Here is a 13319-nt window from a genome sequence, read left to right as displayed (position 1 = left end):
GTCTTAATCCTCTTCGTCTGCTTCTTGGCAGAGCAGATCTAGGCCGATGAGCACCTTCTCGCGGTTGGACAAATCGCCAATAATCTTGCGCACCGGCGGCGGCAGAATTTTGGCCAAGGTCGGTGTTGCCAAGATCTTATCCTCCTCTGCCAGCTGCGGGTTCTTCAAAACATCGATCACCTTCAGGCTGTACACACCGCGGAACTCCTTTTCCAGGATGTCTTGCAAGGTGTTGAGGGCGCGCAGAGAAGTGGGGGTGTTGCCCGCCACATAAAGCTTTAGGACATAGGCTTTGGGACTGGACATAGTTAGGGATCCCTGGGAGCAGGCTTGGGAAGGGAGCGGCGGTACATTTCGCTTAGGTGAGCCATCACGTCGATAAGGGTAAGGCGGTAATCCAGCAGGATCTCTTCGCTGCGACCTTCCAACCTTAGTTGCTTAGCAAAATCCTCCATTAGGTTCATGTGCAACTCCAGCAGTTGGGCAGCACCGATGTCGGCAAAAAAAGCAAGCGCCACCAGCTCGTCAATGCGGGCGTTGACCGTCTCAGGAGACTGAAAATACTCCAAGACAATGGCCTGGTAAAGATTGCGCAGCCGCCGCAGGAGGGCCTGTTGCTCTGCAGGGGGCAGGTGGCGATAAAACAGGGCGGGATCCCGATGGTAGTACACCCCAGCATAGCCCAGCCGTTCTCTCAGCTTTTCTGCCAGCCGCTGCTGCTGCCGGTGGCTGTGGGCTAGGTAGGACTGATCCTCAGGGTGAGGCTGGGCTGGCGGTAAGCTGCAGAGGGGAGAAACCTGGAGAAAGAAGGCAATGGCCCGACTGATGAGCAGCTCCAAGGTGGAAGGGGAAGCCGCAGTCGGGGGGCAAAGCAGCTCTTGGGGGGAGACTAGGCGAACTAGGGTGGCGTTATGGTAGAAAAATTGCTCTCGCTTTAGCCAAGCTCTAGCCTCGGGGGAAAGGGGCTCTGCAGAGGGGTTGGCCGCGTTTTCGAGTTGGCTCTCTGGTGTCTCCGCAACTATAGCCACCACTGTTGGCAACAGCAACCCCTGCCTGCAGAGCTGGTGGCCTAGCCCCTCCAGCAGGGGTAGCCGCTCCAGCGCTACCAAGAACACTAGGCAGTCTGGATGGCTCTCCTCCTGTTGCAGGGCTTCTAGGAGAGACTGCGGATCGGGGAAGACCTCAATGACAAACCGGTCTGGCGACAGCAAAGCCTCTAGCGCCAGCTGCTTTTCCTCGGCTGGCTCCCATGCAAGTAAGAAGCGAATGTGCAGCGGATGGGCGCTGGGCTTCAACAGGATATAACGATTAAGAACCGTCTCTGAGATCTTAAATCTTTCTAAACCTGCCTGAAATCTGCCTCGGCCCCCAGCGCTAGCTACTCAAGAGGCCTACACTGGGGGGTGGATAGCTTCTAGGACCTCATGCTGCCTTTGATTATCGATTGTGACCCTGGCCAAGACGATGCTGTAGCCCTGCTGCTGGCGCTGGCCTCGCCTGAGCTAGAGGTACTGGGCATTACCACGGTAGCTGGCAATGTCTCTCTGGAGAAAACCAGCCGCAATGCCCGGCAGATCTGCGAGTTGGCCGGTTGTCCGCAGATGGGGGTCTACGCCGGCTGTCCCCGCCCGTTGTTGCGCCCGTTGAAAACGGCTGAGGAGGTGCACGGCAAGAGCGGGATCGACGGGGCGAATTTGCCAGAGCCGCAGATGCCGCTGGGATCCCGGCACGCCGTGCAATTTCTCGTTGAGACGCTGAGGGGGGCGCAGCAGCCGGTTACGGTGGCGCTTCTGGGCCCGATGACCAACCTGGCGGTGGCCCTGGTGCAGCAGCCCCAGATTGTGGAGCGCATCGGACGGCTGGTGTTTATGGGAGGATCCGCTTTTGAAGGCAACGTTACTCCTGCTGCCGAGTTCAACATCCTCACTGATCCCCACGCTGCCCAGATTGTCCTCAGTGCCGGGATCCCCGAAGTGGTCATGCTCGGCCTCAACGTCACCCAACAGGTCCTCAGCACCCCAGAGCGGATTGAGCGCATCCGCGCCCTAGGCACCCGTGTTGGGCAAACGGTAGCCAACATGCTTACCTTCTACGGCAAGTTTGATGTCCAGCGCTACGGCCTGCCAGGAGGGCCCCTGCACGATCCCTGTGTCATCGCTTACCTGTTGCAGCCGCAGTTGTTTGAGCTCAAACCCTGCTACGTAGAGGTGGACACCGTCAGCCCGCTCAACCTAGGCCGGACAGTGGTGGATCGCTGGGGCCTTAGCGGCCGCCCGGCCAACGTGCAGGTGGCCTTTGGGGTGGATGCAGAGGGATTCTACCGCCTGCTCACCGAGCGCCTGGGCCGCTACCGCTAGGTGAAAGAGGAAAAGATGAGCCAGACTCCCCTAGCTCTCTTTGGCAAACCGGCGTGGTTGAACTTGCCCACTGCCATTACTCTACTGCGGCTGGCAGGGATCCCCTTTATCCTGTTGGGGCTGCACCTCGGATCCCCCCAGGGGGAAAGACTAGCCTTCTGGGCGTTTCTGCTAGCGGCGGTCACCGATTGGCTAGACGGCCAGCTGGCCCGTCGCTATGGCCTAGTTACCGACTTGGGCAAGGTCTTGGATCCCTTGGTGGATAAGCTGCTGGTGCTGGCGCCGCTATTGGGCCTAGTGGAGCTGGGACGGATCCCTGCCTGGGGGGTCTTCTTGGTGGTGGGGCGAGAGCTGGCCATTGCTGGGTGGCGAGCCAACCAAGGTCAGGTTCGCGGCGCCAATCTCTGGGGCAAAGCCAAGACAGCTGCCCAAATTCTGGCCATTTCCCTGCTAATTCTGAATTGGCCGGCTGGGATCCCCTGTTTTTGGGTAGCGGTGGCCCTTACCTTAATTTCGGGGCTGATCTACCTGCGCAGCAACCATGCCGCCGCAACTCCCTCCTCCACAAAAGACTCTCTGGCCTGACAACCTCCCCGAGCAGCGCATCCTTGGCCTTGACCCAGGCTTAGGGAGGGTGGGTTTTGGCTGTATCCTGGCAAGCTCCGACGGCCTCCAGTCCTTGGACTATGGCGTAATCAGCACTCCTGGGGATCAGCCCCTCCACGAAAGGCTGCAGACTCTCTACGAGGATTTAAGGGAGCTCCTGCGGCAGCTGCAGCCTCAGCAGGTGGCCCTGGAAAAACTCTTTTTCTACAAAATGGGCAACACCATTCCCATTGCCCAGGCGCGGGGGGTAATCCTGCTCGTCTTGGCCCAGCATCACCTGGCGCCGGTGGAGTTTACCCCTGCCCAAGTGAAGCAAAGCCTCACAGGCTACGGCCGCGCTGACAAACAGGCCATCCAGGCTGCCGTGGCCCGCGAGCTCAACTTGCCCAGCCTGCCCCGCCCCGACGATGCTGCCGATGCCCTAGCTATTGCCCTCACCCTCTGGCACCACCGCTTTGCCTAGGGCTCTTTTGGGATCGCTAGACTAGATTAGGAGCGCAACCTGCAAAAGCCCTATGCCTTTCTCTTCTGTGGACGTTCGCGAGCTGCCCCTATTTCCCTTGCCAGAGGTGGTGCTGTTTCCGGGCCGTCCCCTGCCGCTGCACATTTTTGAGTACCGCTACCGCATGATGCTCAACACCATCCTGGAGACGGATCGGTGCTTTGGGGTGCTGATGTTCGATCCCCAGAAGGGCTCCCCTGTCCAAGTGGGCTGTTGTGCGGAGGTCGTCCAGGTGCAAAGGCTGCCAGACGACCGCATGGATATTTTGACCGTGGGACGGCAGCGCTTCCGCGTGCTGAACTACAGGCGAGAAAAGCCTTTCCGGATTGGATTGGTGGAGTGGATAGAGGACGAGCCCCCTCAGGGCGATCTCCAAGACTTGGTCAATCAGGTTTCTACCCTGCTTCAAGATGTGGTACGCCTCTCCAGCAAACTGATGGAACGGGAGGCAGTGCTGCCGGACCCGTTGCCCACTAACCCTACAGAGCTATCCTACTGGGTTGCCAGTCACTTCCATGGAGCCCCTCGCGAGCAGCAAGCGCTGCTGGAAATGGTTAGCACAGAAGCTCGGCTGCGGCGGGAAGTCGAGATCCTGGAAGCGACCCGCAAGCACCTAGCTGCTCGCACTGCCCTTAAGGACCTCTTTTCCAAGAGTTCTTGAGCTAGCCTCGGAGAGTTGAGGTTGCCAAAAAGCGGAGCAGGTAAATGTCGACGGGCTTGCAAGTGCGCTGGTGCCACGATATCCGCCAGATCCCCGCTTCTGCCTGGCACGCCCTGCAGACGGAGCGCACCTCTCCCTTTTTGGAATACGAGTGGCTGTACAGCTTAGAGGCTTCCGGCTGTGCCAGCCCCAAGACGGGTTGGCTGCCTTGTCACCTCCTGGTGGAGGCAGGGGGGCAACCGATTGCGGCGGCCCCCTTGTATTTGAAAAGTCATAGCCAAGGCGAATTTGTCTTCGACCAGGAGTGGGCTGCGGTTGCCGCCCAACTGGGAGAACGCTACTACCCTAAGCTCATTGGCATGGCTCCTTTTACGCCGGCCACCGGCTATCGCATTCTCGTCCATCCAGACTACTCGGAAGCAGAAGTGTGGCCCTTGATGTTGGCTGCCATCGATCGCTTCTGCCAAGATAACGACATTTCTGTGTTTAGCCTGCTCTATGTGGATTTGGAGTGGCGATCCCAACTAGAAGCTGATGGGTTTACTCCCCGAATTACCCACAATTACCAGTGGCACAATCCTGGCTATCGCTCTTACGAAGATTTTTTAAGCCAGTTCAATGCTAACCAGCGGCGCAATATCAAACGAGAGCGAGCCGCAATGGAAAAAAGTGGCATAGAACTCAAGATCTACACCGGTGAGGAAATTACGCCACGCCTCCTCTCTCTCATGTACGACTTCTATAGCAATACCTGTGCTCAATTTTGGAACTGGAGCAAATACCTTAACCGCCGTTTTTTTGAATCCCTCTATCCTAACTACTGCCAGCGACTGGTGCTAGTAGCCGGGGAGCGAGACTCGCAAGTGATAGGAATGTCTTTCTGTGTTCGCAAAGGGGATCGCCTCTTTGGGCGCTACTGGGGCTGCCGGGAAGAGGTGAAGTTTTTGCACTTTAATGTTTGCTATTACGAGCCCATTGCCCTGGCCATCCGGGAAGGGATCCGCAACTTCGACCCCGGGGCTGGGGGATCCCACAAGATTCGGCGGGGATTTCCAGCCACCCCCGTGTATAGCTACCACCGTTTCTACCGCCCCAGGCTAAAACAGGTTCTGATCCCCTATCTGAACCGCGTCAACCCTCTCATGTTGGCTGAGCTGGAGAGGGTAAATCAAAACGAGGTTCCCTTTCGAGAAGACGTTTTGCCCTCTTTGTCAGCCTTGACCCAGAGATAAGGGGCCCTTTTGGGAGGTGGGAAGGGGGCGTATCTAGCTTGTCTTGAGCCCTAGGCTCTTTGCTCCAGCAGCAGGGAAGTTGGGGACAGGCAAGCCAGGATCTTAGAGCGCTTGGAAGTCCTCTAGGTTTACCACTGGATAAGCTTTTTCTGAACGGCTGCCATACACAGGGCAACGCGAGCGTTGATTTCATCCTCAGATCCAAAAATATCGAGCTTTTCTTTGAGCCTTTGAATACAGTTTTGTACAGTCTTTTTGCTGGTGTGGATGCGGTCAGCAATAGCCTGGTCGGTGAGGGCCTCCTTGCAGAGCAGGTTCAAGACCTCGATTTCCCGCTCCGTTAGCCTCGTTAGGCCCCGCAACTCTCGCGGCATGCGCAATTCCCCGTTGAGAGCACTTTTGGCTCCTTCCAAAAAGACGCTGCGCCGCTCCATTTTGTTGACGGCGGCAAATCCACCCTGGTGCTTGCTAATTAGGTCCACCAGGGGGGTTAGCAGCAAGGGCTCGCTGGAGTAAACCATCACGTTAAGGGTGGGGTAGTTCTCGAAAATATGGCGCAACAACTCTAGACCTGGCTCAGCAGACTGCTCGCCGCTGCTTTGACCATAGAGCAAGTCGGCCACCACCAAGTCTGGCTGCTCCCGCTGCAACCGCCGGATGGCGTCCATCGGATTGGAAACGGCAATACACTGGGCCTCGGCTGCAATCCGCTGTAGCCACTCGCAATTGTTTTGAGCAACCTCAGGATGATCCTCGACCACCAAAAACTTGAGCGGGGCAGTTCGACTCTCAACTTCAGACATCGATTCCTTCCTTCAGCTCCCCTGCTACACCTTGCAGTCTAGGGATCCTACCAGCAAGCTACCCCAGTGTAGCCTTAAGTTTGGCTGGGAAAGGCATATCCAGCTAGGCTAGAGAGTGATGTCGACCGACCCCTAACCGTGGTACCCCTGCAGGATCGCAACCCAACCACCCGCACCGCCTACGTCACCTACACCCTAGTGCTTATCAATATCCTGGTTTTTGTGTATGAGCTTACCCTATCGCCGCGAGAACTGGTAGTTTTTTTCCGAGAGTGGGCAGTGGTGCCAGCAGAACTGACGGCCAGCTTTCGGGGGGAGGCCATCTCTTCGCTGCGCCCCGAATGGATAACTCTATTTACCTCACAATTTTTGCATGGGGGCTTTCTGCATCTCGGCGGCAACATGCTCTTTTTGTGGGTCTTTGGCAACAATGTTGAGGATCGCCTGGGCCACGTGCGCTACCTCATTTTTTACCTAACTTGTGGAGCCTTGGCCGCCCTAGCCCAGTGGTTTTTCGATATGGAGTCCACCATTCCCTCTCTAGGAGCAAGTGGGGCCATCGCAGGGGTGTTGGGAGCTTATATCTTGCGTTTCCCGCAGGCGGAGATCCTAACTCTGGTACCCCTGGGCATTTTTACCACAACCGTCTACATTCCTGCCTGGGTATTCCTAGGTTTTTGGTTTGTGCAACAGGCGTTTTATGGTATTGCCAGCTTGCAGACTCCTATCAATATTGGCATGGAGGGTGGAGGGATCGCCTACTGGGCCCATGCAGGCGGCTTTGTGTTTGGGGCCATCTTAGGGCCGCTGATGGGTTTGTTTTCCGGCAAGAGCCCCTACGACTACCAAGCCACTCTGCGACAGCGCGACAGAGATCCGTTTGATTAGATCATTCAGAGGCCAGCTTGATAGGAGCAAATTATGGTCAGTCTGTCTGCCAAGCCCCTAACTCTGGAAGAGTTTCTGCGGCAGCCAGAAACTCAGCCCGCCAGCGAATTCATTGAGGGAGAGATTATCCAGAAGCCCATGCCACAGGGAAAGCACAGCCTACTGCAGGGGGAGCTAACTTCTTTTATCAACGCAAACCTCAAACCCAAACGCCTCGGATGGGCATTTCCAGAATTGCGCTCCACCTTTGCCGGCTATGCCATTGTGCCCGATATCTCTGTCATTGCCTGGGATCGGATCCCTGTGGATGAGGATGGCACCATTCAAAACCTCATACCCTTTTGCCCAGATTGGGTGATCGAGATTCTCTCTCCCGATCAAAATCAAACGAAGCTGGTCAAAAAAATCTTGATTGGCTTGGCCCACGGCTGCCAGATGGGGTGGATCGTAGCTCCCGAAGAAAGGGTCGTTTTCGCCTATCCTGCCGGACAGCAGCCAACAGTGCATGAGGATCCACAAGAGGTTATCCCCGTTCCCGCTTTTGCCCAAACGATCCAACTGACGGTTGGAACGTTGTTTGGCTGGATGCGAGTTCAAGCCAGTGGAGAAAAAAGCCAAGGCTAGCTACGCCAGCGGCGTGTCCTGCCGACGAGCTGCCCCAGCTTCCCTCTCCTCAATTTGGCTCAGGGGTGTAAAGGGCAGGGGCTTGGGCAACTGCTGGACCAGCGGAGGCCAGTTCCTGCCGCAGTAGAGCCACCAGGGCATTGGTGGACTGGTCGTAGAGGCTGGTCACCAGCTTGGGATACAGCCCAATGCCAATGACAGGGATAAGCAAACAGGCAATGATGAACACCTCCCGCGGCTCGGCATCCACCAATTCTTCGTGGGCGGTGAGCTCTTTGTTTTCTGGCCCAAAGAAAATCTGGCGCAGCATTGACAGCAGGTAGATGGGAGTCAGGATCACCCCGACAGCTGCTAAGAAAACCACCACCAGCCGGAAGGGAAGGGAGTAGGCATCGCTGGTGGCCATGCCGATAAAGACCATCAGCTCAGCCACAAAGCCGCTCATGCCAGGCAGGGCCAGAGAGGCCAGCGAGCAGGCGGTGAACATGGAGAAAATCTTGGGCATCTTCAGGCCAACGCCGCCCATTTCCTCCAGCTCCAGCGTATGGGTGCGGTCGTAGGTGGCCCCCACCAAGAAGAATAGGCTGGCCCCAATTAGCCCGTGGGAGATCATCTGCAGCATGGCGCCGCTCATGCCGGTCTCCGTCAGGGATCCAATCCCGATGAGGACAAAGCCCATGTGGCTAATGGAGGAGTAGGCAATCTTGCGCTTGAGGTTGCGCTGGGCAAAGGAGGTGAGGGCGGCAAAGATAATGTTCACCACCCCCAGCACGATTAAGACCGGCGCAAAGTAGAGATGGGCATCCGGCAGCATGCCCGCGTTCATGCGCATTAGGGCATAGCCCCCCATCTTGAGCAGGATCCCGGCCAGCAACATGTGAACTGGCGCCGTGGCTTCGCCGTGGGCATCGGGCAGCCAGGTGTGCAGGGGGAAAATGGGCAGCTTTACTCCGTAGGCAATCAGGAAGGCCCCGTACAGCAGCACCTGCAAGTTTAGCGGATAGGCCTTATGGGCCAGATCCGTCATGTCAAAGCTGATGGGATCCCCGTAGAAGGCCATGGCCAGGCCCGCCACCAGGATAAACAGCGAGCTGAGGGCAGTGTAGAGAATGAACTTGGTAGCCGCATAGAGGCGGTGATACCCCCCCCAAATAGAGAGGAGCAAATACACCGGGATCAGCTCCAGCTCCCACATTAGGAAGAACAGCAACATGTCCTGCACGGCGAACACCCCAATCTGCCCGCCGTACATGGCCAACATGAGAAAGTAAAATAGGCGCGGCTTGAGGGTAACCGGCCAAGCGGCCAAGATGGCAAGCGTGGTTACAAAAGCTGTGAGCAAAATGAGCGGCATGGAAAGGCCATCTGCCCCCACCGACCAGCTCAAGCCCACCTGCGGCACCCAGGGGTAACGCTCCAGCAATTGCAGCCCGGCCTGAGCGGGGTCGTAGCCGACATAGAAACCCGCTAGCAGAATCAGCAGGTCAGTGACCGCAACAAACAGGGCAAACCAGCGGATCCGCTCTGCCAACTTTTGGGCATAGGCGCGGGTGCTGGGATCCCCGGCCGGCGCCGGGATCAACGGGATAAAGAGAGCAGCTACCACCGGGTAGACGATGACCGTGGTTAGCCAAGGAAACTCGTACAAGCTAGGCAGCGCCATGAAGGGAACCTCGGTTACGCCAAGTTCATATTGGGGAAGGGACGTCAGCTGCAGCAGACCTCCCTCTCCTGGGAGGCCCCTGAGTCTCTTCACTCAACAACCCCCAGGACTATCTTAAGGCGCTTTCCCAGTTGTCCCCCTTTGCTTCTAGCCGGGATCGCTGCTCCAGAAAACTGCATCCCCGGGGAGGGATAACCTCCCTGGCCATGCGCGCTCGTCCCTGGACAAGGCTACCGCCGCTAGAGTAGAAGTAGTTCTTAACAATTCAAGCCAGATCTGTCTCCTGCAGACAGCTAGGAGAGGCTCAAAGATGGCACTGCATGCGGAGTTGCACCGCCACCTGGGCGGCTCAGTTGTTCCTAGGATCCTATGGCGCTATTTGCACCGCCATGGCTCTCCCTTGGCGGAGCGCTTTCCCGACTACGCCGAATTTGAGGAATTTTACACCCGCCCCCGCAACACCCTGGAGGAGTACCTAGAGCTGCACACGCTGGTGGAGCAGGTGCAGACCCTAGAAAGCTTACCCTATTTCATCTACCGCCTCATTCGAGGGGCCTATGTCTTTGAAGACTTGGCCTATCTAGAAATTCGCTACACCCCCTACCTGCGCACGGACCCCAGCCTCGACGAGGCAGATCGCCTCAAGCAGATGCGGCAAGTCATTGAGATAGTGGGGCAGGCCTGCCAGCAGCGAGAATATCCCATCATCACCACGCAGATTGTGTGTTTGCACTCCCGCCTGCCTAGCCACATCAACCGTGCCATGGTTGAGGCAGCCGCTGAGTCGGAGTATGTGAGTGGCATTGACCTGGCCGGCGGAGATAAGGCCTACAGGGAGCGGCTGGACGAGTGGATTGAGCTCTTCAAGTATGCCCTGGCCCGCGGCCTCAAAACTACTGCCCACCTCTATGAGACGCTGGATGGCTGCTATCCAGAGCTGCTGCCCTACGTTCTGCGGATTGGCCATGGTATTCAGATCCCTCTCCACTACCCAGAGCTCCTGCCAGAGCTAGCACGGCGGGGCCAATGTCTGGAAGTTTGCCCTACCACTTACTTGAAGACAGGGACGCTGCCCAGTTTGGAGCCTCTCAAGATTGTCTTCGACCGCTGCTTTGCGGCAGGGGTGGATATTGCTATCTGCACTGACAACGCCGGCCTGCACAATGTGCGCCTGCCGTTTGAGTACGAGAACCTACTGACCCACGACATCATTGATTTTGAGCAGCTCAAGCGTTGTCAGGAGGCGGCTTTTCGCCACGCTTTTGCTTGGCCTTACAAAGAGTACCCAGCCTTGTTGTTGTCAGAGCTCCAGCGGTCGGCATCAACTTCCTTGGTAGCTTTGTAGACCAGAGTGGGATTGCTTGCTTGACGCCTCCACCCAGGCAGGGGCTTGCTCATGTTGGAACATCTCTTGACCCGTGGCCTGATTGTCCTAATCCGAGGTTACCAGGTGGCCATCTCCCCTCTGCTACCACCTGCCTGTCGCTACTACCCCACCTGCTCCCAATACACCCTGGAAGCGGTGCGGCGCTACGGTGCCATCCGAGGCAGTTGGCTAGGGATCCGCCGCCTCTGCCGCTGTCACCCTTGGCATCCGGGGGGCTACGACCCGGTGCCCGACTTGCCAGGATCCGCATCTGACTGTCGCCCCCGCCGAGATGGGTCCACCGTTGGACTCGTAAAGGCGCTGTCAAGACGCCCCTAGACAGTTCCTAGTTCCGCTTACTGACTGGCTTTCGGCACTGTCCGGGGTAGCGGGACGGAGGGTTACCAAGGTACTCTGCTGGGTTTTGCTGGCTCCCCCCTTCTGCGAACCCAGCGGCTTTTTTCTAGCGGGATCCCTCCCGCAACAGCACCAAAATGACTCCGGCAATAATGCTGATGGTGGCCCCAGCAATGAGGCTGGTGGCTAGACGTTCTAGCCGTTCTCCGCTGCTCTGAGCGGTGTCGAATTTAAAAGTCAGTTTTTCCAGGTCGCCTGACATTTTCTCGACGCCCTCCGAGAGCTTTTGGGTATCTCCTGCAAGCCGATCGATCCGATCCAGAATCTCCCCTTGTTGTTGGCTGAGGCGAGCTATTGCCTGGCTGTTGGTCTCAGCCAAGCGCTCGAGCCGCTCCAGGCGCTCTTCTGTTGAAATCGTCATGGGGGCTCACAGCAAGGCACCAATTCTATGCTACCCTCCGCTATCCAGTACAAGCTGAAGGGGACGGCCTCCCATTCTGTTGAGCTGGGTGCGATAATCTTGAGAGCGGGCAGTCTTGTGCACTAGCCGCCATGCCGTCCAAAGATCCAACTTCTCCGCCCAAGGCCGAGTCGTCAGCGAGGAAAACCCCTGCCACCTTGGAATCCCGCACCTGGTGGCAGACCCAGCGGGAGAACCTGCTGACAGTAGTGCTGGCGCTCCTGTTGGCCTTTGGCATTCGCACCTTTGTGGCGGAGGCGCGCTGGATCCCCTCGGATTCCATGCTGCCCACCTTGGAAGAAGGGGATCGGCTGGTGGTGGAGAAGGTCAGCTACCGCTTCAGCGCCCCCAGACGCGGCGATATCATTGTCTTCTACCCACCTGCCAAGCTGAACTTCGACGGGGCCTACATCAAGCGGGTGATTGGCCTGCCAGGGGATCGCATTCGCATTGCCGAGGGCAAGGTGATCGTCAACGGCATTCCGCTCCAGGAGAACTACATCTACGCTCCCCCCGACTACTCCTGCCCCGGCGAGCGCTGCCCTGGTGTGCCCAACCAGGGATCTGAATTTGTTGTCCCTCCTAACTCTTACTTTGTCATGGGGGACAACCGCAACGATAGCCAGGACTCACACATCTGGGGCTTTTTGCCGAAAGAAAACATTATCGGCAACACCATCTTTCGCTTTTGGCCACCTCACCGCCTGCGCTTTTTCACCCCGCCCACCTATCCTGAGCTCTCTGCAGCGGCAGCTCAAGCCTCAAGCCTATCCCCGTAGCAACCTCCTAGCAAGGCCGCTCAAGGACATACTCCACCATCTGAAACAAAGCCTGGCGTGCTTCAGAGTCCGGCAGAACCTCCAGGGCCTCGGCCGCCCGTTGGGCATAGTCGCGCGCCAACTGGCGGGAGCGCGGGATCCCCTCACTTTGGTAGACCCACTCCAAGACCTGCTGGAGATCCTGGGGCTCGGCCAGCTCTCGGAGGATGAGCTCCCGCATCTGCGGGAACTCCTCTAGAGCAAACAAAACGGGTGCTGTCAGGTTGCCTTGGATAAGGTCGGATCCCACTGGCTTGCCGAGCCTCTCCGCCGAGGCGGTGAAATCCAGCAGATCGTCTACGATTTGGAAGGCAATGCCTAGGTCGCGGCCGAAGTCAAAGAGGCGATCGGCCACCTCGGGACTAACCCCGCTCAGGAGACCCGCTGCCTTAGCACTGCCAGAAATCAGGGAAGCGGTTTTGTAGAAGGTTTTGGCCAGGTACTCTTCCAGGGATACGTCGGGATCAAAGCGAGAGAGGCTCTGGCGCACCTCTCCCTCTGGCAGGTCCATGATGACTTTGGACAGGAGCTTCACTACCTCCAGATTGTCCAGGTTGGCCAAGTACCAGGCTGCCTGCCCAAACAGGTAATCCCCTGCCAGCACCGCCACCCGGTTATCGAAAAGGGTGTTGACTGTGTTGACGCCGCGCCGCACCGTAGCAGTGTCAATGACGTCGTCGTGCACCAGGCTGGCGGTGTGGATCATCTCGGTAATTTCCGCCAGGCGCCAATGCTGGGGGGTGATCTCCCCATCGGGCGTAGTGGCCCGCGCAATCAGGAGCACAATTGCTGGTCGGATCCCTTTCCCCCCCACTGAAAACAGATGTTCAGCAGCCATGGCCAGAATGGGGTGTTTGGCGCTAACTAGCCGCGCCAAGTTCTGGCGCAAACGCTCTAGATCCGCTTCTACGGGGCCAAAGGGGGAGAGTACAGAGGTCATGAAGCCAAGCGATGAGAGGATTTACAAAATTTCATATCTCCC

The 13319-nt window shown here is 57.6% G+C and carries 16 protein-coding genes; 10 read left to right on the top strand and 6 right to left on the bottom strand.

The features are described 5' to 3' along the window. Nucleotides 1-3 precede the first annotated feature (3 nt). A complete protein-coding gene (kaiB, locus tag NW822_RS04530) occupies nt 4-306 on the bottom strand; it encodes a circadian clock protein KaiB (protein WP_414361499.1) in 303 nt (100 codons plus the stop codon). 2 nt (nt 307-308) lie between these two features. Beyond that, on the bottom strand, nt 309-1295 hold the full coding sequence (locus tag NW822_RS04525; protein WP_414403658.1) for a circadian clock protein KaiA: 987 nt from the start codon (nt 1293-1295) through the stop codon (nt 309-311). Nucleotides 1296-1424: 129 nt separating this feature from the next. Here NW822_RS04525 and NW822_RS04520 point away from each other — a divergent pair, with 129 nt between their 5' ends. From NW822_RS04520 to NW822_RS04500, 5 genes are read left to right on the top strand one after another with little or no spacing between them, the layout of a single operon-like run. Then, the gene (locus tag NW822_RS04520; protein WP_414361496.1) at nt 1425-2357 is read left to right on the top strand and encodes a nucleoside hydrolase; all 933 of its coding nucleotides are present in this window, start codon (nt 1425-1427) and stop codon (nt 2355-2357) included. Between the two features lie 57 nt (nt 2358-2414). Continuing rightward, entirely contained in the window at nt 2415-2942 is a 528-nt protein-coding gene (gene pgsA / locus NW822_RS04515) for a CDP-diacylglycerol--glycerol-3-phosphate 3-phosphatidyltransferase (protein ID WP_414403729.1), read from the top strand. Continuing rightward, nucleotides 2899-3426 carry a crossover junction endodeoxyribonuclease RuvC gene (ruvC, locus tag NW822_RS04510; protein ID WP_414403657.1) on the top strand — a complete coding sequence of 176 codons (528 nt, stop codon included), beginning with the start codon at nt 2899-2901 and terminating at the stop codon, nt 3424-3426. Before pgsA ends, ruvC begins: the two co-directional genes overlap by 44 nt. A gap of 52 nt (nt 3427-3478) precedes the next feature. Next, nucleotides 3479-4126, top strand: coding sequence for an LON peptidase substrate-binding domain-containing protein (locus tag NW822_RS04505; protein WP_414403656.1), 648 nt, complete (start codon nt 3479-3481; stop codon nt 4124-4126). 44 nt (nt 4127-4170) lie between these two features. Continuing rightward, nucleotides 4171-5358 carry a GNAT family N-acetyltransferase gene (locus NW822_RS04500; protein ID WP_414361491.1) on the top strand — a complete coding sequence of 396 codons (1188 nt, stop codon included), beginning with the start codon at nt 4171-4173 and terminating at the stop codon, nt 5356-5358. A 128-nt stretch (nt 5359-5486) separates the two neighbouring features. On the opposite strand, the gene NW822_RS04495 is transcribed toward NW822_RS04500, so the two are convergent. Beyond that, entirely contained in the window at nt 5487-6161 is a 675-nt protein-coding gene (locus NW822_RS04495; RefSeq protein ID WP_414361489.1) for a response regulator transcription factor, read from the bottom strand. Nucleotides 6162-6299: 138 nt separating this feature from the next. Between NW822_RS04495 and NW822_RS04490 the strand changes: the two genes are divergently transcribed. Both NW822_RS04490 and NW822_RS04485 read left to right on the top strand, forming a co-directional pair. Then, the gene (locus NW822_RS04490) at nt 6300-7049 is read left to right on the top strand and encodes a rhomboid family intramembrane serine protease (RefSeq protein WP_414403655.1); all 750 of its coding nucleotides are present in this window, start codon (nt 6300-6302) and stop codon (nt 7047-7049) included. A gap of 33 nt (nt 7050-7082) precedes the next feature. Beyond that, a complete protein-coding gene (locus NW822_RS04485; protein ID WP_414403654.1) occupies nt 7083-7673 on the top strand; it encodes a Uma2 family endonuclease in 591 nt (196 codons plus the stop codon). 49 nt (nt 7674-7722) lie between these two features. On the opposite strand, the gene NW822_RS04480 is transcribed toward NW822_RS04485, so the two are convergent. After that, nucleotides 7723-9336, bottom strand: a complete 1614-nt coding sequence (locus NW822_RS04480; protein WP_414403653.1) for an NAD(P)H-quinone oxidoreductase subunit 4 — start codon at nt 9334-9336, stop codon at nt 7723-7725. A gap of 310 nt (nt 9337-9646) precedes the next feature. Between NW822_RS04480 and NW822_RS04475 the strand changes: the two genes are divergently transcribed. Beyond that, nucleotides 9647-10681, top strand: a complete 1035-nt coding sequence (locus NW822_RS04475) for an adenosine deaminase (RefSeq protein WP_414403652.1) — start codon at nt 9647-9649, stop codon at nt 10679-10681. Between the two features lie 51 nt (nt 10682-10732). After that, nucleotides 10733-11041, top strand: coding sequence for a membrane protein insertion efficiency factor YidD (gene yidD / locus NW822_RS04470; RefSeq protein ID WP_414403651.1), 309 nt, complete (start codon nt 10733-10735; stop codon nt 11039-11041). A 124-nt stretch (nt 11042-11165) separates the two neighbouring features. Here the strand turns inward: yidD and NW822_RS04465 are convergent, their stop codons facing one another. Then, a complete protein-coding gene (locus NW822_RS04465) occupies nt 11166-11480 on the bottom strand; it encodes a hypothetical protein (RefSeq protein ID WP_414403650.1) in 315 nt (104 codons plus the stop codon). A gap of 131 nt (nt 11481-11611) precedes the next feature. Here NW822_RS04465 and lepB point away from each other — a divergent pair, with 131 nt between their 5' ends. Next, nucleotides 11612-12298, top strand: coding sequence for a signal peptidase I (gene lepB / locus NW822_RS04460; protein WP_414361476.1), 687 nt, complete (start codon nt 11612-11614; stop codon nt 12296-12298). A 7-nt stretch (nt 12299-12305) separates the two neighbouring features. Here the strand turns inward: lepB and sds are convergent, their stop codons facing one another. After that, nucleotides 12306-13277: a solanesyl diphosphate synthase gene (sds, locus tag NW822_RS04455; RefSeq protein WP_414361474.1), complete on the bottom strand. Its 972-nt coding sequence runs from the start codon at nt 13275-13277 to the stop codon at nt 12306-12308. Nucleotides 13278-13319: the final 42 nt, after the last annotated feature.

It is taken from the genome of Synechococcus sp. H70.2 (assembly GCF_047462275.1).
Taxonomy (GTDB): Bacteria; Cyanobacteriota; Cyanobacteriia; order Thermostichales; family Thermostichaceae; genus Thermostichus.
The sequence above is the reverse complement of the archived record's forward strand: the minus strand, read 5'-3'. Positions and strand labels throughout refer to the sequence as shown.